At 38.2% G+C, this 21,962-nt stretch carries 24 protein-coding genes; 16 read left to right on the forward strand and 8 right to left on the reverse strand.

Features of this window, described 5'->3' with window-relative positions:
• Positions 1 to 114: 114 nt before the first annotated feature.
• Complete coding sequence (locus tag H4J56_RS05010; protein ID WP_182258961.1) at positions 115 to 606, forward strand: hypothetical protein; 492 nt, start codon at positions 115 to 117, stop codon at positions 604 to 606.
• 22 nt (positions 607 to 628) lie between these two features.
• Here the strand turns inward: H4J56_RS05010 and H4J56_RS05015 are convergent, their stop codons facing one another.
• Together H4J56_RS05015 and H4J56_RS05020 are read right to left on the reverse strand one after the other, a co-directional pair.
• Positions 629 to 1,336 (reverse strand): DUF3581 family protein, encoded by a 708-nt coding sequence (locus H4J56_RS05015; protein ID WP_182258962.1) that lies wholly within the window; start codon positions 1,334 to 1,336, stop codon positions 629 to 631.
• Positions 1,337 to 1,447: 111 nt separating this feature from the next.
• The gene (locus H4J56_RS05020) at positions 1,448 to 1,741 is read right to left on the reverse strand and encodes a GIY-YIG nuclease family protein (RefSeq protein WP_182213763.1); all 294 of its coding nucleotides are present in this window, start codon (positions 1,739 to 1,741) and stop codon (positions 1,448 to 1,450) included.
• 146 nt (positions 1,742 to 1,887) lie between these two features.
• Between H4J56_RS05020 and H4J56_RS05025 the strand changes: the two genes are divergently transcribed.
• The 5 genes from H4J56_RS05025 to H4J56_RS05045 all read left to right on the forward strand — a co-directional run bounded on the left by H4J56_RS05025 (position 1,888) and on the right by H4J56_RS05045 (position 6,988).
• The gene (locus H4J56_RS05025; RefSeq protein ID WP_182251406.1) at positions 1,888 to 2,724 is read left to right on the forward strand and encodes a DUF2797 domain-containing protein; all 837 of its coding nucleotides are present in this window, start codon (positions 1,888 to 1,890) and stop codon (positions 2,722 to 2,724) included.
• 192 nt (positions 2,725 to 2,916) lie between these two features.
• Complete coding sequence (locus H4J56_RS05030; protein WP_070375729.1) at positions 2,917 to 3,762, forward strand: HDOD domain-containing protein; 846 nt, start codon at positions 2,917 to 2,919, stop codon at positions 3,760 to 3,762.
• Between the two features lie 431 nt (positions 3,763 to 4,193).
• A complete protein-coding gene (locus H4J56_RS05035; protein ID WP_070375731.1) occupies positions 4,194 to 4,532 on the forward strand; it encodes a P-II family nitrogen regulator in 339 nt (112 codons plus the stop codon).
• A gap of 10 nt (positions 4,533 to 4,542) precedes the next feature.
• Positions 4,543 to 5,802 carry an ammonium transporter gene (locus H4J56_RS05040; RefSeq protein ID WP_182213761.1) on the forward strand — a complete coding sequence of 420 codons (1,260 nt, stop codon included), beginning with the start codon at positions 4,543 to 4,545 and terminating at the stop codon, positions 5,800 to 5,802.
• Positions 5,803 to 6,064: 262 nt separating this feature from the next.
• On the forward strand, positions 6,065 to 6,988 hold the full coding sequence (locus tag H4J56_RS05045) for a Dyp-type peroxidase (protein WP_182213759.1): 924 nt from the start codon (positions 6,065 to 6,067) through the stop codon (positions 6,986 to 6,988).
• A gap of 51 nt (positions 6,989 to 7,039) precedes the next feature.
• On the opposite strand, the gene argR is transcribed toward H4J56_RS05045, so the two are convergent.
• Complete coding sequence (argR, locus tag H4J56_RS05050; RefSeq protein ID WP_070375733.1) at positions 7,040 to 7,513, reverse strand: transcriptional regulator ArgR; 474 nt, start codon at positions 7,511 to 7,513, stop codon at positions 7,040 to 7,042.
• Between the two features lie 225 nt (positions 7,514 to 7,738).
• Here argR and mdh point away from each other — a divergent pair, with 225 nt between their 5' ends.
• Entirely contained in the window at positions 7,739 to 8,674 is a 936-nt protein-coding gene (gene mdh, locus H4J56_RS05055) for a malate dehydrogenase (RefSeq protein WP_182213758.1), read from the forward strand.
• A 165-nt stretch (positions 8,675 to 8,839) separates the two neighbouring features.
• On the opposite strand, the gene H4J56_RS05060 is transcribed toward mdh, so the two are convergent.
• Both H4J56_RS05060 and ispB read right to left on the reverse strand, forming a co-directional pair.
• Positions 8,840 to 9,412, reverse strand: coding sequence for a paraquat-inducible protein A (locus tag H4J56_RS05060; RefSeq protein ID WP_182221734.1), 573 nt, complete (start codon positions 9,410 to 9,412; stop codon positions 8,840 to 8,842).
• A 2-nt stretch (positions 9,413 to 9,414) separates the two neighbouring features.
• Positions 9,415 to 10,386 (reverse strand): octaprenyl diphosphate synthase, encoded by a 972-nt coding sequence (ispB, locus tag H4J56_RS05065; RefSeq protein WP_182221735.1) that lies wholly within the window; start codon positions 10,384 to 10,386, stop codon positions 9,415 to 9,417.
• A gap of 227 nt (positions 10,387 to 10,613) precedes the next feature.
• Here ispB and rplU point away from each other — a divergent pair, with 227 nt between their 5' ends.
• The 4 genes from rplU (at position 10,614) to folA (ending at position 13,354) form a co-directional block, all read left to right on the forward strand.
• Complete coding sequence (rplU, locus tag H4J56_RS05070; RefSeq protein ID WP_070375737.1) at positions 10,614 to 10,925, forward strand: 50S ribosomal protein L21; 312 nt, start codon at positions 10,614 to 10,616, stop codon at positions 10,923 to 10,925.
• Between the two features lie 16 nt (positions 10,926 to 10,941).
• On the forward strand, positions 10,942 to 11,196 hold the full coding sequence (gene rpmA, locus H4J56_RS05075) for a 50S ribosomal protein L27 (protein WP_070375738.1): 255 nt from the start codon (positions 10,942 to 10,944) through the stop codon (positions 11,194 to 11,196).
• A 326-nt stretch (positions 11,197 to 11,522) separates the two neighbouring features.
• Positions 11,523 to 12,680, forward strand: coding sequence for an Obg family GTPase CgtA (cgtA, locus tag H4J56_RS05080; protein ID WP_070375739.1), 1,158 nt, complete (start codon positions 11,523 to 11,525; stop codon positions 12,678 to 12,680).
• 182 nt (positions 12,681 to 12,862) lie between these two features.
• On the forward strand, positions 12,863 to 13,354 hold the full coding sequence (gene folA, locus H4J56_RS05085) for a type 3 dihydrofolate reductase (RefSeq protein WP_182258963.1): 492 nt from the start codon (positions 12,863 to 12,865) through the stop codon (positions 13,352 to 13,354).
• Between the two features lie 100 nt (positions 13,355 to 13,454).
• On the opposite strand, the gene djlA is transcribed toward folA, so the two are convergent.
• From djlA to H4J56_RS05100, 3 genes are read right to left on the reverse strand one after another with little or no spacing between them, the layout of a single operon-like run.
• Positions 13,455 to 14,246, reverse strand: coding sequence for a co-chaperone DjlA (gene djlA, locus H4J56_RS05090; protein WP_070375740.1), 792 nt, complete (start codon positions 14,244 to 14,246; stop codon positions 13,455 to 13,457).
• A 37-nt stretch (positions 14,247 to 14,283) separates the two neighbouring features.
• Complete coding sequence (murU, locus tag H4J56_RS05095) at positions 14,284 to 14,973, reverse strand: N-acetylmuramate alpha-1-phosphate uridylyltransferase MurU (RefSeq protein WP_182221737.1); 690 nt, start codon at positions 14,971 to 14,973, stop codon at positions 14,284 to 14,286.
• Positions 14,970 to 15,986 (reverse strand): aminoglycoside phosphotransferase family protein, encoded by a 1,017-nt coding sequence (locus H4J56_RS05100; RefSeq protein ID WP_182221738.1) that lies wholly within the window; start codon positions 15,984 to 15,986, stop codon positions 14,970 to 14,972. Before H4J56_RS05100 ends, murU begins: the two co-directional genes overlap by 4 nt.
• 192 nt (positions 15,987 to 16,178) lie before the next feature.
• Between H4J56_RS05100 and H4J56_RS05105 the strand changes: the two genes are divergently transcribed.
• Genes H4J56_RS05105 through apaG form a run of 5 tightly spaced genes read left to right on the forward strand, consistent with a single transcriptional unit; the run spans position 16,179 to position 21,961 of the window.
• Complete coding sequence (locus H4J56_RS05105) at positions 16,179 to 18,437, forward strand: LPS-assembly protein LptD (RefSeq protein WP_182221739.1); 2,259 nt, start codon at positions 16,179 to 16,181, stop codon at positions 18,435 to 18,437.
• A 20-nt stretch (positions 18,438 to 18,457) separates the two neighbouring features.
• On the forward strand, positions 18,458 to 19,759 hold the full coding sequence (surA, locus tag H4J56_RS05110; protein WP_182213745.1) for a peptidylprolyl isomerase SurA: 1,302 nt from the start codon (positions 18,458 to 18,460) through the stop codon (positions 19,757 to 19,759).
• A complete protein-coding gene (gene pdxA, locus H4J56_RS05115; RefSeq protein ID WP_220465259.1) occupies positions 19,759 to 20,742 on the forward strand; it encodes a 4-hydroxythreonine-4-phosphate dehydrogenase PdxA in 984 nt (327 codons plus the stop codon). The genes surA and pdxA overlap by 1 nt, the downstream gene beginning before the upstream one ends.
• Positions 20,739 to 21,551, forward strand: coding sequence for a 16S rRNA (adenine(1518)-N(6)/adenine(1519)-N(6))-dimethyltransferase RsmA (gene rsmA, locus H4J56_RS05120; protein WP_070375746.1), 813 nt, complete (start codon positions 20,739 to 20,741; stop codon positions 21,549 to 21,551). The genes pdxA and rsmA overlap by 4 nt, the downstream gene beginning before the upstream one ends.
• Positions 21,548 to 21,961 (forward strand): Co2+/Mg2+ efflux protein ApaG, encoded by a 414-nt coding sequence (gene apaG, locus H4J56_RS05125; RefSeq protein ID WP_259364818.1) that lies wholly within the window; start codon positions 21,548 to 21,550, stop codon positions 21,959 to 21,961. The genes rsmA and apaG overlap by 4 nt, the downstream gene beginning before the upstream one ends.
• The last annotated feature ends 1 nt before the right edge of the window (position 21,962 follow it).

The following is a 21,962-nucleotide window of genomic DNA, read 5'->3' on the forward strand; positions in this document are numbered from 1 at the left end:
TAATGTTAGTTGTTGTTATATTACTAAGTTCAAGGCGGAGGTATGTATATAGTACATTTTAAGTATAAATTACATTTTAAGTAAAAAGTAAATTTTGGAATTTGTTTTATAAATATGGCTTTAATTTTATATCGGCAAAGCTTATCTGAGAATAATCACTGTCAGAGCTATGAAGATAAGTTAGCTATTATTCATTCTCAGCAAAAACAAGCTCATAGGGTAAAACGAAGTGAACGTTTGAAAAAAAAAGAAGAAAGTGCTCGAACAAAATGGTGGCAATGTCAACAAAGTCGATTAAAAAAGCCCATAGTAAATAAGCAAAATAAACAGAAAAAAAAGCCGATAAAAATATCTGTTAAAGGTCAGCAGTTATCGAGAAGTTCAGCTAGTGATATTAAAGAAAACCGTATAGATCCCTTCGAAACCTCAGCTGCGCTGGTCTTAAAATCTCGATATCAAGGAGAAAAGTTGCGAGCATGGCTGGAGTACTATCAACAGCCAAAGCAATGCTCGCGACCTAAAACAATTAAAAAGTTTGCTTTTTGTGTGGAAAACAGAAGAACACAACAGCTAGCGTTTGATAAAATGATGTTAATAAAATTTTAACTCGCATCATCTTATTAAGGGGTTATTTTAAGTACTGCGCTTTTTTATCATTGTAATGATTAACGAGACTATCAATAGTGGTTTGGTCATAATCTCTTAAGCCACTGAGTAACATGTGCTTTTTACCATGACCAATCACTTTGCCATCAGCGACTAAGTCAAAAGGCAAGGTTGCTTTACCCCGTTTACCGTCAATGAGTAAGCTAGGCGTCGTTAATTGCAATTGCACGTCGGAAAAATCAACTTCATCTAAATGAATAAACATATTCTCGTACATCACCATTGGACGTGTTGGGTTGATCATGACATTTTTTTCAAACATCAATTTCACTAAAATATGTGGAAAAGTATGGCCAGAGAACTCAACGTAGGCGCGGATCAAAGCATCGATCGATTGACGGTTAGTTGTACACTGTCCTGAAGCCTCTATTTTCATATATTCTTTAGCATTATCATCAAGAATACTTGCTGATTCGACAATTTTTTCAGGAAAATTGAGTTTAATGCCATCGGTCACCATACCTGAAAAAGTAAAGCCCATATTTTGTGATAAACCTGACTTTTCTAGCACTAATGAAAAAAGTAAATCACCTGGCACGCAAAAACGTTTTGCATCGGCATCGTGCAGCGGATTGAAATCATCGGCAACTATTTTAGCGAAATCGCTACCTTGCTGACGAGAAAAACTAATTTGATTGTTTGTAATATTACAGTAACGTTCTAGAAACATTTTGCATACATCTATTATGTGAAAACCGCCGTATACTAGCAGTTACTTGTCGATAAATGGAAATTATCTAATAAAAGTAATACTAAGCAGACCAGTACTGTCAGGGCTTTTCTAAAAAATTATTGGCTTAAAGTTTTTCACTAAGGTCTCTTTTTTAAGCTTAGTAAACTTCTTTAGTTGATATTCGCGCTTGCAAGCGAGTTGACGATTTTCTTGGGGCTCAGCGTAAACTAATTCGACCGGCCGCCGAACCCGCGTATATTTAGCCCCTGTTTTATTACAAGTATTATGCTCACCTAAACGGCGAATTAAGTCGGTAGTAATACCCGCGTATAAACTGTTGTCTGCACAACGTAAATAATAAACAAACCAAGTTGGCTTGGCGGTTGGTTCTTTTTTTTGCATACAAGTTGGCTTGGCTGTAAAGGTTTTGCTGATATAACAATAGTATCGCAATTTTTGTTGCTGAAATCGATAAAAAGCTGGCTGTCATTTACAGAGTTTTATACCATGCCCTATAAATTTCTCCATCAAACATACCGAGACAATAAATGACCCATTACGATGCAGGTGCTTTGAGTAAAATGACTGCTCAGTTAGATGAAAACGGACTCGTTCATTACCAATTACCTATAGGCGATCAGCTCATTGATATGAATGCGTTAATTGGGAAAAATATTACTTTAGATTACCAAGGTAAAATAGCGTGTCGTCATTGTGCAAGAGTAACCAAGAAAAGTTATTCGCAAGGTTTTTGTTATCCGTGTATGCAAAAGCTCGCTCAATGCGATATGTGTATTATGAAACCTGAAACTTGCCATCATGCTCAGGGGACTTGTCGTGAGCCTGAATGGGGTGTAAAAAATTGCATGGTTAATCATTATGTTTATTTAGCGAATACCTCTGGCATTAAAGTTGGCATTACTCGCCATACTCAAATACCCACCCGCTGGATTGACCAAGGTGCAACACAAGCTTTAAAACTATTTAGAGTAAGTACACGCTTACAATCGGGTTTAGTTGAAATAGCACTGGCTAAGTTTATTGCCGATAAAACAAACTGGCGAGCTATGTTAAAAGGTGCGGGTGAAATGGTTGATTTAAAAGCGAAAGCACAAGCATTACTACCTGAAATTGCAGCACAGTTAGACGATATTAAATTACGCTTTGGTGAAGACGCCGTTGAATTACTTGACGAACCAGTAGTCAATTTGAACTTTCCTGTTGAACAGTACTTAGAAAAAATCGGCTCTTTTAACTTTGATAAAACCCCCCAAGTCTCAGGATTATTGCAAGGGATAAAAGGCCAATATCTTATTTTTGATAAGGGGGTTATTAATATTAGAAAATTTGGCTCTTACCAAGTTGCCTTAACCGTTGAAGACTAATTAGACTTTTTCTGAAAATAAGTCACTTATTATTAATATAGTGTCTATACTTGAGTAAAATTTAGGTTATTGCTAATACCTTGTATATTATTGAAAAACTGAGCCATCAGCGGGTGTTAGCTTTCAATTTATTTGCTGAGTGTTTTATTTTTATATAAAAACAACCCTATATTTCTTGTTAGGATTTTTGTTATGAATGCTGTTGAATACGCCGAACAGGCGAGTGAAATATTTGTATTGTCGGATTCTTTTATCCGCATTAAAGAGTTAATTGATAACGAATCATCAACTATTGATGATATAGCGGATGTCATTTTACTTGATCCCGCCTTGTCAGCGACTATTTTAAAGCTCTCAAATAGCTCTTTTTTTAACTATCCTGGTAAAATAGACACTATTTCTAAAGCGGTTTTAATCTTGGGTATTACCGAAGTTTACAACTTAGTTATTGCTTATTTTACCACTGATGCCTTTAGAAAACTAAAAGCCAGTCCCGAATATTTAGATGACTTTTGGGAGCGTAGTGTTGACTGTGCATTAACGGTTAAATTTTTAGGCACTAAACTAAACGTACCTAATGCGGAACGATTATTTATTTTAGGTTTGCTGCATAATTTAGGCGAATTAGTCATACATCAATTTATGCCTGAAAAAGTAGAACAATGTAAGCATATTAATTCAGATGAATTGCCTTGGACTAAACAACTACAAACACTGGGTTTTTCCTACGCTGACATTACCGCTGAATTATTAAAACAATGGCAACTTCCTTACAGCTTGATTGAACCTATACGTTATCAAGATGAAGAGGAGTTTCAACATAGTACCGACGAAACTAAGTTACTTTATATTGCTAAACGAATAATGACACTGAACCACCAATGCAAAAGTCATTGCCAAGCCGATGTCATTAGTGATGAAAAACTCGATGCGTTATCAGTGCAACAAGAGCTGTTGCGTGATGCCAGCGACTTCTGTGATATGGAACGTTTAAGTATCCTTGCTGTACTTAACCCAAGTGCCTCTATGCTTTATTAACCGCTATATCTTTTGATATAATAACTGTGGGTGAGGGCAGTGATCTATTTAGCAATAGCTTTTCTTTGCTGAGCTAACCTCATCTCATTTTTTATTACACTTACCTTGTCTGCGCAGCTAATACACTCATTAATCATGAGTTGTCACCGAGTAATAAACCTCTTAGATAGCAGAACTGTCTTTGCCATCCTTGCTAATTAACCTTTCCTTGCCTAACACCGCTAATAGTTTTATTTAACAAACGGGACTTCCTTGCATGCTAATTAAATCATGCACCAATTACTGTCATTGATAAAATTTCATGCACCAACGAAGTGCTTTTAAATAGCCTTTTTTTTATTGTTTATCTTAACCTTATGAATATTAAGTATTTTAGTCTTTGGCATAACATTTGTATTGTTATGTACAAATCATAAATAAGGCTAAACATAATGAAAATGGTTAACGCAATAATAAAACCTTTCAAACTGGATGATGTCAGAGAAGCAATTTCTGAAATTGGTGTTGAAGGACTAACCGTCAGTGAAGTAAAAGGTTTTGGACGACAAAAAGGCCATACCGAACTGTATCGTGGTGCTGAGTATCAAGTGGACTTTTTACCGAAAGTGAAACTTGAAATTGCTGTCAATGATGATGTTGTTGAACGCTTAGTCAAAGCAATTACCGAGTCGGCGCACACAGGTAAAATTGGCGATGGTAAAATATTTGTCTATGACTTACAGCAAGCTGTACGTATTCGTACTGGTGAGCAAGATGTTGAAGCTATTTAAGGGGTAAATCATGGAACAAAATATTTTTCAATTACAGTATGCAATGGACACTTTCTATTTCTTGATATGTGGTGCTCTTGTTATGTGGATGGCCGCGGGTTTTTCTATGTTAGAAGCCGGTTTAGTGCGTGCAAAAAATACCACAGAAATTTTGACTAAAAACGTCGCGCTTTATGCTATTGCTTGCATGATGTATTTGGCCTGCGGTTACGAAATTATGTACGGTGGTGGTTTTTTCTTATCTGGCATCGAAACAATCGATGCTGATGCGGTATTAAAAGAATTTTCTGGCCGTGAAGATGGTTTTAATGGCGGAGCTATATATTCCAAAGCGTCTGATTTCTTCTTTCAAGTGGTCTTTGTTGCAACAGCGATGTCGATTGTTTCTGGTGCCGTCGCTGAACGCATGAAATTATGGGCATTCCTTATTTTTACCGTTGTGTTAACTGCCGTTATTTATCCACTTGAAGGTAGCTGGACTTGGGGCGGTAATGCTGTCTTTGGTTTGTACACCCTAGGTGACTTAGGCTTTTCTGATTTTGCTGGCTCGGGTATTGTCCACATGGCAGGTGCATCAGCAGCATTAGCGGGTGTCTTGTTACTTGGCGCACGTAAGGGTAAATATGGAGCGGATGGTCGTATTAATGCCATTCCAGGTGCTAACTTACCTATGGCGACATTAGGCACATTTATTTTATGGATGGGTTGGTTTGGCTTTAACGGTGGTTCAGTTTTAAAGCTTGCCGATATCAACAGTTCACATTCAGTTGCTATGGTCTTTTTAAATACCAATGCAGCGGCCGCTGGTGGCGCTATTGCCGCGTTAATTTTTGCGAAATTATTATTTAAAAAAGCAGATTTAACCATGACATTAAACGGGGCATTAGCGGGATTAGTCGCTATTACTGCTGAGCCTTCAACACCCACGGCATTGCAAGCAACCTTGTTTGGTATGGTCGCTGGTGTCATCGTTGTCTTGTCAGTGGTTGGTTTAGATAAACTGAAAATAGATGATCCAGTAGGTGCTATCTCAGTACATGGTGTCGTTGGTTTGTTTGGTTTACTGCTTGTTCCTCTTACTAACCCTGCTTCAAGCTTTAGTGGACAATTAATCGGTGCGGCAACCATCTTTGTCTGGGTATTTAGTGCAAGTTTTGTGGTCTGGTATGTACTTAAGAAAGTTATGGGTATTCGTGTAACTGAAGAAGAAGAGTATCAAGGTATGGATAAATCAGATTGTGGTATGGAAGCTTACCCTGAGTTTACTTAATACCAACTAGTGTTATCTATATTAACAAGATAAATCATAAAACAGCCTCAGGGCTGTTTTTTTATGTACAAGATAAAGGCTAATACTTTTAGCTGCACAGAAATTATCAGTACTTGCGCCGATACTAATAAAAGTGCGTTGGCATAGCTGTAAAAAGCAACACGGTTTTATCTTATTTTATTATCGTAAATGATTTACTGTGAATTTTAAGAAACTGTGTAAAATTGAAATATTAATATACATTACATTTTTGGGAATTTTGATGGCAAGAGAACAATTCGGTATTTGCGCAGAACCTAGTTTGCACGGTTATTATCTGATGTTTAATGTTTTAGATGATAAAAATGCTCATGTTCGTCACGCACTTTCTCGATTACCTGCCTTATTCGATCATTACGCAGATCGTTTTTCAGAATCTAACTTAGCTGGTGTTATTGCTATCGGTGCTAACTATTGGGATGAGTTGTATCCACAAGGAAGACCTAAAAATTTAAAGCCTTTTTCCGCGCTTGAATGTGATGATCGCGCAGCTCCGGCTGATAGTTATGATCTTTATATCGAAATAAGAAGCGACCGTGCAGACGTTAATCATATTGTTAGTACCAAGGTTTGTGCTTTATTAGCCAACAGCGTTGAACTGGCTGAGCAAGTGCGTGCCTTTAGGTTTCTTGATGGTCGTGATTTAACGGGTTTTGTCGATGGCACAGAAAACCCACAAGGTTCACACCGCCGCAAAGTTGCGCTAATTGCGAATGAAGAGAGTGAAGAGTTTGCAGCAGGCAGTTATTTACATATTCAACGTTATCGCCATAACTTGAACTTATGGGATAACTTAAAGGTTAAAGACCAAGAAGATATTTTTGGACGAACAAAACTGGATAATGAAGAATATTCCAATGAAAATAAACCAGCGACCGCGCATACTAAGCGAGTAAACCTTAAAGACGAAGACGGTAACGCTATCGAAATAGTACGACAAAGTATGCCGTATGGTGATATGAAGTTACAGGGCTTGTTTTTTGTTTCTTATTGCCGCTCGCCTGAGCCATTTGAGATGATGTTAAAAGCCATGATTCAAAGTGATGCTCATGGTCATTTTGATCATCTACTTAAATATACCCAAGCAGAAACTGGCGCATCTTTTTTTGCACCAAGTTTGAATTTTTTAGCGAAGTTGGCACTTTAATAAACCGGTAAAATCGCGATGTTACTATGGCTCACTGTCTTCGAACTCAGCTTAATTTAAGTTTCTTGAAAAAAGTAACTCTAATTTAGCAATGGTTTCTTTTATTTGTCCAACATGGGTTGGGGCAATAAAAATAGTATCATCACCGGCAATCGTACCCAGTACTCCATCGCTTTTACTTAAGCTATCAAGTAAGCGAGCGATTAACTGGGCAGCGCCGGGGCTTGTTCTAACAATAATCATGACTTCATTGTATTCAATATCTATCACTAGTTGGCGTAAAGGGCTTTTCGCTGTTGGAACGCCTAGTTCAGCTGGTAAACAATAAACCATTTCTTGGCGAGCGTTGCGGGTGCGAACTGCGCCATATTTACTGAGCATACGTGAAACCTTTGACTGGCTGATATTATCAAAACCTTGTTTCTTCAACGCATCAACTATATCGCCTTGAGAACCAAACTGCTCTTGCTTTAATAAATCTTTAAAAGCTTGTGTTAATGCTTCTTGTTTTTGTGAAACTGTCATAATTTAACGGTACTCTTTGTTATTTTTCTACTACACTTTTTTTAATCTTAAATTCTTAATGATGAGGAAGTAAGACCTAAGTATTATTTCATTAAAAGTATTATACGGTATCCTAATGCCATATATAGTTTAATATTAATTGTTTTTTAGTGGCCGATGCTATATCTTTTGGGCACGAAAATTTACGTATTTACTCAAATATTCTTTAACTACCGGAGACATCAAATGAAAGTTGCTGTTTTAGGCGCTGCTGGCGGAATTGGCCAAGCGTTATCATTATTATTAAAAACTCAATTACCAGCGGGTTCTGAGCTATCTTTGTATGACGTAGCACCAGTTGTTCCAGGTGTTGCTGTTGATTTATCACACATACCTACAGCTGTTACCGTTGAAGGTTTTGGTGCTGACGCATTAGGCGACGCATTAACAGGCGCTGATATCGTTTTAATTCCAGCAGGCATGCCACGTAAGCCAGGTATGGATCGTGCTGATTTGTTCGCGGTTAATGCGGGCATTATTAAAACATTAGCAGAAGGCATTGTTGCTAACTGTCCTAAAGCGTTAGTCGGTATTATTACTAACCCAGTTAACGGCACGGTTCCTATCGTTGCTGAAGTCTTCAAAAAAGCAGGTACTTACGACGCGGCTCGTGTCTTTGGTATTACTACGCTAGATGTTATTCGTAGTGAAGCGTTCGTTGCTGAATTAAAAGGCTTAAACGTTGCTGAAGTTAAAGTTCCAGTAATTGGTGGCCACTCAGGTACCACTATTTTACCACTTCTTTCACAAGTTGAAGGTGTTACTTTTACTGATGAAGAAATTGCTGCTTTAACACCTCGCATTCAAAACGCAGGTACTGAAGTTGTTAACGCTAAAGCCGGTGGTGGTTCTGCTACTTTATCTATGGGCGCTGCTGCTGCTCGTTTTTGTATGTCTTTAGTTAAAGGTTTACAAGGCGAAGATGTGGTTGATTACGCTTACGTTGAAGGCGCAGGTGAAGATGCACAATTTTTCGCACAACCGGTACGTTTAGGCGTAAATGGCGTTAGCGAAATTTTATCTTACGGTAAACTAAGTGCTTTTGAAGAAAAAGCGAAAGTTGATATGTTAGACACATTGAAAGCTGACATTACTGAAGGTATTAACTTCATCAAAGGTTAATTTGTTGAACGTTAGCATTAGCTTCATTCAGTAAATTTAAATTTATTGGCTGATGTTTTTGCAATAAAAAAAACCGCTGCTCTGTAAAGACTAGCGGTTTTTTTATCTCTAAAAATAATCAATGATAATGCTGTTACAGATAATATCGATGAACAGATTATAGGACTAGTCGTTAAGCTGGCTTTTGTTTAGACCACTTTGACTCAGCTGCGTACCAACTAATGACAGTAAACAATAAGCACAAAAGAAATAAAAACCAGGGCCAACAGCCGACAGTGTTTCACTGCTGATCATTAAATTGAGTTTAAAGCCCATAATACTTAACGTTTGTTGGCTTGCTGTTTCTGCATGGTTAGTAGACAAAACAGCTAAAAATATTGCCACAACAAAAACGTCAGCCATTGACCATTTTCCAATCGCACCAACAAAGCTAATAATTTTTCTTTCTAGCTGAGTCTTCCTCTTAAAATAGGACCAAGCCACTAAAGCCGTTTTCAACAAAGGAATGCAAATAGAGAAAATAAAAATGAGCACAGACACTAATAAACGATCGTTCTGCCACAGCTCTTGAATTGTAGTTAACAGGGAAAGCTCTTTGTTAATTAACTCTGAGGTCAGCGCAGGTCCGGCAATAGTGGCGCTAACATCCATGCTCAAAGAGAACATCGGTAATAATATCCCTGGAATAAATAACAAAATAGCAAGAAGATTAAGATAAAAGCCGAAATGGGTCTTCATGATTATACGCTTCTATTTGCAGCAATATGGGCCAGAGATATCAGCGCTTGCTTATGTTCAGACTCGGGTAATATTTTTAACGCATCAATGGCTTTATCCGCTTCTCGCTCTGCTTGCTTTTGTGTGTACACGAGAGAGCCTGTTTGCTCCATTGCAGCGAGTATCTCGTCTAAATGCTCCATACCATTGCAATGTTCAATAGCGTCGCTTATTAGCTGCTTTTGCTGCGCATTACCGTGCTTCATGGCATAAAGTAATGGTAAAGTCGGCTTGCCTTCAGCTAAATCATCACCAATATTCTTCCCCATCGCTTTAGCATCGGCGGTGTAGTCCATAATATCGTCAACCAATTGAAAAGCCGTGCCTAAGTATTTACCGTATTCTTGCATCGCTTTTTCAATTTTTTCATCTTGCCCGGCAATAACTGCTGCTAAACGTGTTGCGGCCTCAAACAGTTTCGCTGTTTTGCAGTAGATAACCTGAAAATAACTTTCTTCGGTGGTGCTAGGGTCATTACAGTTCATTAACTGCAATACTTCACCTTCGGCAACAATGTTAGTGGTATCAGACAATATATCCATTATTCTCATATTGCCTAACTTGGTCATCATCTGAAAAGAGCGAGTATAAAGAAAGTCACCAACGAGTACGCTGGCGCTATTGCCAAATAGGGCATTAGCAGTTTCTCGACCACGACGCATGTTTGATTCATCAACAACATCATCATGTAATAAGGTCGCGGTGTGAATAAACTCAATAATGGCGGCAATAGAGATATGATCATTACCTTGATAACCAAAAGCACGTGCGGCGAGAACCGTTAGCATGGGACGCATGCGTTTTCCACCGGCATTGACAATATAAACGCCAAGCTGATTAATTAACGCAACATCAGAATTTATTTGCGAATAAATAACATTATTTACCGCTGTCATATCTTTTTGAGCGAGGGCTTGTATGTGTTTGATATCCATAGAAGGCTATAGCTACCTTTGTTGTTGTATTTGAGAGATTTTATGAAGCATGAGTTTACACGAAAATATTTAGCAATAAAGGGCTGTAGCGGAATAGTTTATCGATAAGTAAATTAAATAGAAATAGATGCGAATTAGACTTGCCTGAATAAAAATCTTCGCGTAGAATTCGCGCCCTATATTTTAAAATCTAGCGTCTAAATAAAATGACGCTTTACGGAGTAGGTATGTACGCTGTATTCCAAAGTGGCGGTAAACAACACCGCGTAACTGAAGGACAAACAGTTCGCCTTGAAAAGCTTGAGCTTGAAATTGGTGCAACAGTAGAATTCGATAACGTTTTAATGATCGCTGACGGCGAAGCAGTTAATGTAGGCGCGCCTTACATTGCTGGCGGTAAAGTAGTAGCTGAGATTGTAAATCAAGGCCGTGCTGATAAAGTTAAAATTGTTAAATTTAAACGTCGTAAGCATTCACGTAAAGAAGCGGGCCATCGTCAATGGTTCACTGAAGTGAAAATTACTGGCATTAACGGCTAATTAGGAGCGATTTAAGATGGCACATAAGAAAGCTGCAGGTAGTACACGAAATGGTCGCGATTCAGAAGCTAAACGCCTTGGTGTTAAGCGTTTTGGTGGCGAAGCTGTATTAGCTGGAAACATTATTGTTCGTCAACGTGGTACTAAATTCCACGCTGGAACAAACATGGGTATTGGTAAAGACCACACATTATTTGCTTTAACTGATGGTAAAGTACAATTTGATGTTAAAGGTCCTAAAAACCGTAAGTTTGTAAGTATTGTTGCTTAGTAACGTTACTCAAACTTAATAAAGACCCTGCTTTAAGCAGGGTTTTTTTTTGATACTTAATTACTTGAGTATCTAATACTTATTGCACTAATTAATGGCTCATTTTTAAATGACCTAAATAGTCAATAACTTCGTTGCTTCAATCCCAATAGTCAGCTATTGCTTAACCAAGCGCCTCGTTGTTGAAAATTTATTTACTTTTAATGATGTAACTTTAATTAGTTTAAAGGGTATTCATTTTGTATAAAAAATAACTTTGTTTTCGTAAGTGCAAAAAATAACTTATAATAAGGCAATAGTTTAATCTTGGAGTGTTTCAAAGCACCATGAAATTCGTTGATGAAGTTGAAATTAGAGTTGAGGCCGGAGACGGCGGCAACGGTTGTGTAAGTTTTCGAAAAGAAAAGTACATTGAATACGGCGGACCTAATGGTGGTGACGGCGGTGACGGCGGTGACGTTTATTTAATGGCTGACGAAAGCCTGAATACCTTAATTGATTACCGCTTCGAGCGTTTTCATCGTGCTAAGCGCGGTCAAAACGGTCAAAGTCGTGATTGTACGGGTAAAGGTTCAGAAGATTTAATTTTGAAAGTACCTGTTGGTACACGTGCTATGGATGTAGACACCGGTGAACAATTAGGTGACTTAACCCGCAATGAACAAAAAATGTTAGTGGCTAAAGGCGGCTGGCATGGTTTAGGCAATACGCGTTTTAAAAGTAGTACTAACCGCGCTCCTCGTCAAAAAACCGATGGCACACCGGGCGAAATACGTAGTCTCAAGCTTGAGCTATTGTTACTCGCCGATGTAGGTTTGTTAGGTTTACCTAATGCAGGTAAGTCTACTTTGATACGCAGTGTTTCAGCGGCTCGACCTAAAGTAGCAGATTATCCATTTACTACGTTGGCGCCTAACTTAGGTGTAGTTCGCCTAGATACGCAACGTAGTTTTGTTATTGCTGATATTCCTGGTTTGATTGAAGGCGCAGCAGAAGGCGCAGGCTTAGGTACACAGTTTCTTAAGCATCTAGAGCGTTGTCGAATTTTATTACATCTTGTTGATGTAATGCCTGCCGATGGTTCTGATCCGCTTGAAAACGCTAAAACTATTATCAGTGAATTAGAGCGTCATTCAGCAAAACTTTTTGCTAAACCGCGCTGGTTAGTGTTTAACAAGCTTGATTTAATGTTAGAAGATGAAGCGAAAGCGCTAACAGATAGTATTGTTGCTGGCTTAAATTGGACTGGCGAAGTACGAAGTGTCTCTGCTATCAATAAATTTGGTACCGCTGACCTAACGCAAGGCGTGATGACTTTTATCGAAGGGCTTCCTCCAGAAATCGAAGAAACACCTGAAGATAAAACGGTTGAGTTCAAGTGGGATACTTACCACGAAGAAGCGGTATCCGGCGTTGAAGACGAATTAGGTGACGAAGACTGGGATGAAGATGAATACGATGTAGAAGTTGAATATCGTAAGTAATTATTCACTGTTCATTTAGTTAGTTGTTATAAAAAAGCCCAAGTATAATTTACTTGAGCTTTTTTTTTAGGGGGTAAATCGCTATCATCCCCTGATGAGTGATGTTAAATAAGCCCGTGAAACAATAATGAGTTATTTCATTAAGCACATAGTGAATTATTCCCTTTAGAGAGACCATGTTAATGACCCTACTTTCGATGATTGTCGCCCATGCTGATAACCGTATTATTGGCAAAGATAATAATATGCCGTGGCACTTACCGGCTGATTTAGCCTATTTTAAAAAAACGACGTTAGGTAAGCCGATTATTATGGGGCGAAAGACCTATGAATCTATTGGTCGTCCTTTACCAGGTAGACAAAATATTGTTATTTCACGTGACCAAAACTACCGCGCTGATGGTGTAGACAGTGCTACGTCAGTCGAGCAAGCTTTACTGCTAGCGGGTGAAGTAGACGAAGTGATGGTCATTGGTGGTGGTGCTATTTACAGCCATTGTTTACCCCTCGCTAACCGTCTTTACATTACTCATATCAAAGCCGATATCGATGGCGATACTCAGTTTCCTGAATATAATACGGTGGAAGATTGGCAACTAACCTGTAGCGTTAAACTCAGTGCCGATGACAAAAATAGTTTTGATGTGGATTTTTGTGTTTATCAACGAAAATAAACACCTTAAAGAAAAAAAACGCATACGCTAGTATGCGTTTTTCATTGAGCGGCTAGCAAGCTAGGCACTAATATCTGCTGGTAATAACAGGCATTAGCGGTTATTTGTTTTTAGTGATTAACTCGTATGCCCCTTGAATATCTTGTGCTTTTTGTTTGGCAATTTCCATCATTTCTGGTGGTAAACCTTTAGCAACCAACTTATCAGGATGATGTTGCGACATTAACTTTCGATAAGCTTTCTTAATATCCTTTTCAGGTGTGTCTGCTGCAACACCTAACACTTTGTAGGCATTCTCTAATTGAGATTGAGAGCTTTTACCTGATTGACCTTGATGAAATTGTGCACCAGCGATAATCATTTCTAAGAGTCTATCAAGCTCTTTACTTGAAAAGCCTAATTGCTGCGCTATGGTGTGTAAGGCTTGGCGTTCATCACTGTCTAGGTGACCATCAGCAAAAGCGACTTGAATTTGAATCTCTAAAAAGAGTAATAATAAATCATGACGATTTCCGCAAACTTGTTTAAATTTTGCAAGGTTATCGTTCAGTGGAAAACCCGCCATTTTACCTTCTCTAAAGGCATCTTGCGCTTGTTGTCTTGACTCTCCCTGCAACGATAATTTGTCCATATAAGCATTGGCGAATTCAATTTCATGCTTTGACACTAAGCCATTCGCTTTTGCCATGTAGCCCATCACTGAAAAAGAAGTGTAAAAGAATGCGCTCTGGCGTTCACTTTCTGAGCTTTTCGAGCCTGAAAGATTATTGAAATTAAGGCCTCTGCCTTTATCAAAGTTATGACCAATAAACATGCCTATTAATGCACCTAGTAGGTTTTTACTCAGCATAAAACCAAATATAAAGCCTAAAAGTTTTCCCCATATTCTCATTATCAATATTACCTGTTTGTGTTATTAATTGATTAACTTATCTATTTAGATACGCTAAACGTTCTGGCGTACCAACATCGGTCCATGCACAATCGAGTATGCTTGCTGAAACCGTACCGTCGCTAACCGCACTTTTGAGCATCGGACCAAGCTTTAATGCTGGCATGGCATTTTTATCTTTAAAAAAATCAGCGCGAAATAAACTAATACCACTAAAGGTGTAAGTATTTTTCTGTGTTGATTCTGACTGATTTACAATATTGGTGAGTTGATTGTTATCAAAAATAAAATCACCTTTTATATTATGATCAGGATTGTTAACTAAGCAGATATGCGCTAACCGGTCTTTGGCTAATGTCGGTAAGTTAGCAAAGTTAACATCAGTAAATATATCGCCATTTATCAGCATAAAGGCTTCATTATCGTTATTATTGCTTAATAAAGGTAGCGCTTGAATAATACCGCCAGCCGTTTCAAGTGCACCACTATTTTCTGGACTGTAGCTTATATTAACCCCGAATTTTTTACCATCACCTAAATAGTCAACGATCATCTCTCCTAACCAGGCATAGTTAATAACAATATCTGTGATGCCACACTGGGCGAGTTTATTAATATGGTATTCGATTAGCGGGATCCCAGCTACTCTGAGTAAAGGTTTTGGGCAATGATCCGTTAAGGGGCGCATACGTTCACCACGACCAGCGGCTAAAATCATCGCTTTCATGTTAATGTACCCGCTTTAAGATTTTGCATCGCAGGCAGTACTTTTACTAATAAAAGCTGATGTAAAGAGGCTAATTCAGGGTATTTTTCACTGATCTCAACAAGGTAGCTAAGTGTTAGCGGAATATCTTTTAAGTAGCCGCTTTTATTATCGCGATGATGTAAACGGGCAAAGATACCACTCGCTTTAATGTGGCGTTGTAAGCCAGTTAAATCAAACCAGCGCTGCCATTGCTGGCGAGTGATATCGTTTAATGAATAGTGCTCTGTCATTATATCTATATAGCGGTTTAGTAACAATGAAACAGACTCGTTCGGCCATTTCAGGTAGCAGTCACGGAGTAACGAGACGATATCGTAAGTGATAGGACCAATGACCGCGTCTTGAAAGTCAATAATGCCGAAATTATTATCCTCGAGGATCATAATATTTCTACTATGGTAATCTCGGTGCACTAAGACTTGCGGTTGGCTCAGCATATTTTCTGTTAATATTGAAAAGCAATCTATTAACTGCTGTTGCTCTTCAGTAGTTAATATAATTGATAGGTGCTCAGTTAATAACCATTGTGAGAAAATATTCAGTTCAAGCTCAACAAATGCTTGATCATAATGCGGTAATTCTTGAGTATTCTTGGGCAATGCAGACTGAATTTTTGGTAAAATATCGATAGCTTTTTGATAGGTGATAATGATATTTTCAGTCGATAAAATATCAGCTAATAGCGTTTCACCAAAATCAGCTAAGCAAAGAAAACCTAGTGATAAATCAGCCGCAATAATTTCAGGCACTAAGACATTATTATCCTTAAGACTCTTTTGCATAAAAACAAAAGCCGCGTTATTAGATTTATCTTTAGGGGCATCAACGGCGATAAATGAACGACCCTTTATCGAAAAGCGATAATAGCAGCGAAAGCCAGCATCGCCAGTTAAGGGGGTCAATTGAATATGTTCGCCTGAAAATTGTTTATCCAACCATAGGTGTAACGCTTGAATTCGAGAGCTTGGCAAGTTTTCTATTCCTCAAGTAAATGGTACTAATAGTTATCTTAGGTGAGGGCATAAATGAGTAATGCCAACCCGTATTACCAATATACCGAATTAGCACCCTAAAGAAAATTGCTATATTATCTAAGTGTTTGAGTATAAAATGTGGCTCGCTTTCATCTTTGTTGCTTTAATCATTCATCTATCGGACTTTTAATGTCATTTCCGCGCTATTTAATTTTAATAATTACTTGTTTATCAATGGCTAAATATAGTGTTGCTCAACAAGTTACCGATATTCTCGATGGTATGGCTCAATGCCCTATACCGACTTACCCACAGTTAACCGCTACTCAATCTACTGAAAAGAGTAAAGCGATCACTATTTTAGCTGATAAATCGGGTATTAATAAAAATAAAGTCGCTAAATTTACCGGCAATGTAATGTTGATTAACAGTCAGCAGACAATTCTTGCTAATGAGATTGAGCTTAATAGAGAAAGTTCATCGGTTAAGGCCACGGGCGATATTCACTTTCAAAATAAAGGCATTGATATTTTTGCCGACCAATTGAACATAAGTGAATCGCTCGGCGCGACTACCTTGAAAAATACTCAGTATCAACTCGCGGGAATAGCAGGACACGGTGGTGCTGGTATTATTTCTGTGTCTAGAGAAGGTACCTTGTCATTAATTGACTCTTCTTTTACTACTTGTTATGGCGCTTCACCTGATTGGCAAATGAATGCCAGCGAAATTAATATTTCTAAAGATGAACGTTATTTAGAAGCTTATAATGCAAGGTTTTCAGTTTTTAATGTGCCGGTCTTGTACCTACCTTATTTTACGATTCCTATTGGTGATGATAGACAATCGGGTTTTTTATATCCTGAAATTGGTAATTCAGGTAAATCAGGTTTTACCACGTCAATTCCTTATTACTGGAATATTGCCCCTAATATTGATGCGACGATTACCCCAAAATACATGTTGAAGCGTGGCAGTCAATTAATGACAGAATTTCGTTATTTGCATGATGAACAACAAGGACAATTTGATCTCGAATATCTAGATCAAGACAATGAACAAGAAAATAGCACCGATGCACGATATTTAGTGCGTATGCAACATGTTGGCACCTTTTCAGAGCGCTTTCGCGCTTTCGTTGACTACACAACAATTAGTGATGATAACTATTTAGTTGATATTGGTAGTAAGCACTACAATGATAATGATGCTTACTTATATCAAACAGGTGAATTAGCTTATTTTGCGGATAGTTGGCAAGCCAAGGTAAAATTACAAGACTTTGAAGTACTCGGCGATAATAAAACAAACTATAAAGCGCTTGCTCAACTCGAACTTGCCAGCCATCAAAAAATTGATGTTTTAGACGGGTTATTCGATGTCTATTCTGAAGTCACCAATTTTGACAATGCCGATAAAACTCAAGTAACCGCACAGCGCTATCATGTTGAAGCGGGTTTAACCTTCCCTTTGGTTACGCCAGCTTGGTTTTTGAATTCAGAATTTAAAATACTACAAACCCATTACCAACAAGACAATATTCCTTTGGAAAGTGAGCTTGAAGAAAGTGTAAGCAGAACATTACCTAAAGTCCGTTTTCATGGTGGGGTTAATTTTGATAGGCAAAGTCATTTTTGGGGAAATAGTTTTACACAAACCTTAGAGCCGCAACTGCAATATCTTTATATTCCTGAAAAAGATCAAAGTAATATAGGGCTATATGATACAACCACACTACAAGATGACTATAACGGTCTATTTCGTGATAAACGTTTTAGTGGTTTAGATAGGATAGCTCAAGCTAATCAATATTCTTGGGGAATAACGAGTCGTTTACTCGACAGTGCCAATCAAGAACAACTTAGGGTCAGCTTAGGACGAATTGTTTATCTTAATGACAGTAATTTTACCTTTGAAGAAAACCAAGGAATTGTAGCCGATGCTTCGGCATTAGCGGCAGAAGTCTACGCTCGTATAAATAGTAGTTGGCAGTTCAGTAGCGACATTCAATATAATACAGAAGATGATGTTACCAACAAGAGTCAAACCAGTATTGATTATCTTTTTGGTGAAAATCAAACAATACAATTGAACCATCGATACACTCGTGATGTCTCAGGTATAACATTAGAGCAACTATCTTTAGCGGGGAATGTCAGCATAAATAAAAATTGGCAAGTTATTAGCCGAGTAACTCAAGATTTACAGCAAAATCGAAGCATAGAAACTTATGCGGGTTTACAGTACCAAAGTTGCTGTTGGTCACTGAGTTTTGCTTATCATCGTTATATTACAGCAAACTTTGATGAACCATCGAGTAATAATAAAAATCGCGATGAATTCAACAATGGTTTTATGCTAAGATTTAGCATGAGAACAAAAGACATTACAGATATGTTCAACTCAAGTATATTTGGCTACAAACGCCCTTACTTTCTCAATAATTAAATATAAGAAATAGACGATACATGAAAAAATCATTGAAATTTTTACTTTTAACAAGCGCTTTGACGGTAACATCTTTTTTTCCAGTACAAGCACAACAAGTTGAACTTGATCGAGTATCAGCCATTGTAAATGGTGGTGTTGTTTTGGAATCTGAAATAAAAGACCTAATCGCAACCATAAAAAAACAAGCACTAAAAAATGATCAAAGTTTACCATCAGATAAAGCGTTAAGAACGCAGGTCACTGAAAAGTTGATCAACGATGCGTTGATCACTCAATTAGGCGAACGTATGGGTGTGCAAGTGAGTGATGCACAGCTTGATGAAACGCTAACGAATATGGCGAAAGAAGAAAAATTAACGTTAGACCAGTTTCGTCAGAATCTTGTTAAAGATGGCACAGATTACGATAAGTATCGTGAACTAGTCAGAACTGAACTTATTTCTGGCGAGGTACGCCGCAATAGTGTTAGTCGCCGTATTTATGTTTCACCACAAGACGTGGCTAATTTGATTTCTTCTATGGAAGAAAAAATTAATACTGATGTTGAATATCGTCTGGGACACATACTGATTGAGTTCCCAGCGAATCCAACACAAGATGATATGAATGCCGCTAAAGTTCGGGCTGAAAAAGTAATTGAATTGCTTAATAACGGCAGTGACTTTGCAAAAATTGCTATTGCTTCTTCAGGCGGTTCAAATGCCTTAGAAGGTGGTGATTTAGGTTGGAAAAATATCAATGAATTACCGACATTATTCTCATCAATTGTTGATGGTGAGAAAAAAGAATCAATTTTAGGACCTATCCGTACCGGTTTAGGTTTTAGTATTGTAAAAATTATAGATATTCGTGGTTTGCAAATCGTTGAAGTAGAAGAAGTGAAAGCACGGCACATATTGATTGAACCTTCTGTTATCTTGAGTGAAGCCAAAGCTGAAAGTATTCTGCTAGGCCTTATGGACAGAGTTAACGCAGGTGAAGCTGATTTTGGCGACTTAGCTAAAGAGTATTCAGACGGACCTACTTCAGTGCGAGGTGGTGATCTAGGTTGGTCAGACCCTGATGTTTACGATCCTACTTTTAAGGCGGCCTTAGCGCGATTAAAAGTTGATGAAATGCATAAGCCTTTTAGAACTTCATTTGGTTGGCATTTAGCGCAATTAACCGGTCGAAGAACACTTGATGCGACAGAACAAATGAATGAAAGTAAAGCTCGTCGCATTTTATTCAATAGAAAGTTTGGTTTAGAAAGTGCGCGTTGGATTAAAGAGCTTCGTGATGAAGCCTATGTAGAGATTTTTAGTCGAGATACAAAATAATGACAAAGCGTATAGCTATCACGCCAGGCGAACCTGCAGGAATTGGCCCAGACTTAACCATTTTCATTGCTCAGCAAGATTGGCCCGTTGAGCTTGTGGTAATTGCTTGTAAAAAGTTAATGCAAGAGCGCGCTGAAGTTTTAGGTTTACCACTCACATTTATTGATTATGATGTTTCGAAAGCCGCTAAACCTCAAAAAGCTGGGACACTAACGATATTGTCTGTCGATATGGCTGAGGCTTGTATTCCTGGTGAGCTTAATGCTGAAAATGGTAGTTATGTCATTGAAACATTAAGAATTGCCAGTGAAAAAAATATCTCTGGTGAAATCGATGCTATTGTCACTGGCCCCGTGCATAAAGGGTTAATTAATAAAGCGGGTATCGCTTTCAGTGGTCATACAGAATATTTTGCTAGCCAAGCTAACTGTGCCGATGTCGTGATGATGTTGGCGACAGAAGGCTTAAGAGTTGCATTAGTGACAACGCATATTCCTTTAGCTTATGTTTCTAAAGCGATCACCGCAGAACGTTTACAAAAAGTCACCCGTATTTTAAATACCGATCTTATTAATAAATTTGGTATTAAAGAGCCTAAAATCTACGTCTGTGGCATAAACCCTCATGCGGGAGAAGATGGGCATCTAGGTCGAGAAGAAATCGATGTGATGATCCCAGCCTTAAATGTACTCAGAGATGAAGGCATCAAGCTTATTGGGCCATTACCTGCTGATACTATCTTCCAGGAGAAGTACTTAAGTGATGCTGATGCCATTTTAACTATGTATCATGATCAAGGCTTGCCAGTCTTGAAATATAAAGGCTTTGGCGCTTCGGTTAATATTACCTTAGGCTTACCTTTTGTTCGAACCTCGGTAGATCACGGTACCGCACTTGAATTAGCGGGTACCAACTTAGCTGACCCAGGAAGCTTTATTGAAGCAATCACCACAGCCATTAAATTAGCAAATAATCAATCATGAATAATAAAACTCATCTAGGCCACCAGGCCAAAAAACGCTTTGGACAAAACTTTTTACATGACGAAGGTGTGATCAGTAAAATTGTTGATGCTATCGACCCTGAGCCAGGAGAAAATCTTATCGAGATTGGTCCTGGATTAGGCGCATTAACCGAACCGGTTATTGACCGAGCCGGTGCTATTTCTGTTGTCGAACTTGACAGAGATCTTGCCCATCGTTTACGCCATCATCCTTTTATTGCTGATAAAATTACTATTTACGAAGCGGATGCCCTTAAATTTGATTTTAGTGAAATAGCGACCGCAGAACGACCTTTAAGAATTTTTGGCAACTTACCTTACAACATTTCTACGCCACTTATTTTTCATCTTTTAACGTTTAAAGATAGCGTGAAAGATATGCACTTTATGCTGCAAAAAGAAGTTGTTCAACGTATGGCTGCTAGTGAAAATTGTAAAGCCTATGGTCGACTTTCAATCATGACGCAATATCAGTGTCAGGTTATCCCTGTTATGCAAATAGGCCCAGAAGCTTTTAAGCCAGCGCCTAAGGTTGATTCTGCTATCGTGAGATTAATTCCTCATGGTGAGATTAAAAATCCAGTAAAAGATATTAAATCGCTTAACCAAGTTTGTTTGGCGGCATTTAACCAACGTAGAAAAACGATACGCAATAGTTTTAAAAAATTGTTTACGGTTGAACAATTAGCGGCTTTAGGTATCGATGCAAGACTTCGTGCAGAGAACTTACCGATCACAGATTATATCAAACTGGCAAATTTCTTAACTGATAACCCGGTTGAGTTATGAAGGACGATTCAACATTAACTACAGTCGAATCAATTTCTATGGGATATGATATTTCGGTCAGCGTTAAAACTGAGTATATTGCCTCACAATTGATTGAAAACGAAAAGAACTATGTATTTAGTTATACGATTAGTATTGCCAATAATAGTAATAAACCGGTTAAATTATTGTCTCGTTATTGGTTGATTACCGATGGCGACAATAAGACCTCTACCGTTGCCGGTGAAGGTGTTATCGGTAAGCAGCCTATCATAGCCCCAGACAACACGTACACTTATACCAGCGGTTGTATCTTAAAAACCCCAGTCGGTACTATGCAGGGCCATTACCAAATGCTAAGTGATGATAATGACTTGCAACAAGTTGAGATACCTGTTTTTGGTTTAGCTCAGCCACACATTCTTAACTAAC

This window comes from Colwellia sp. BRX8-4 (assembly GCF_014077345.1).
Taxonomy (GTDB): Bacteria; Pseudomonadota; Gammaproteobacteria; order Enterobacterales; family Alteromonadaceae; genus Colwellia_A.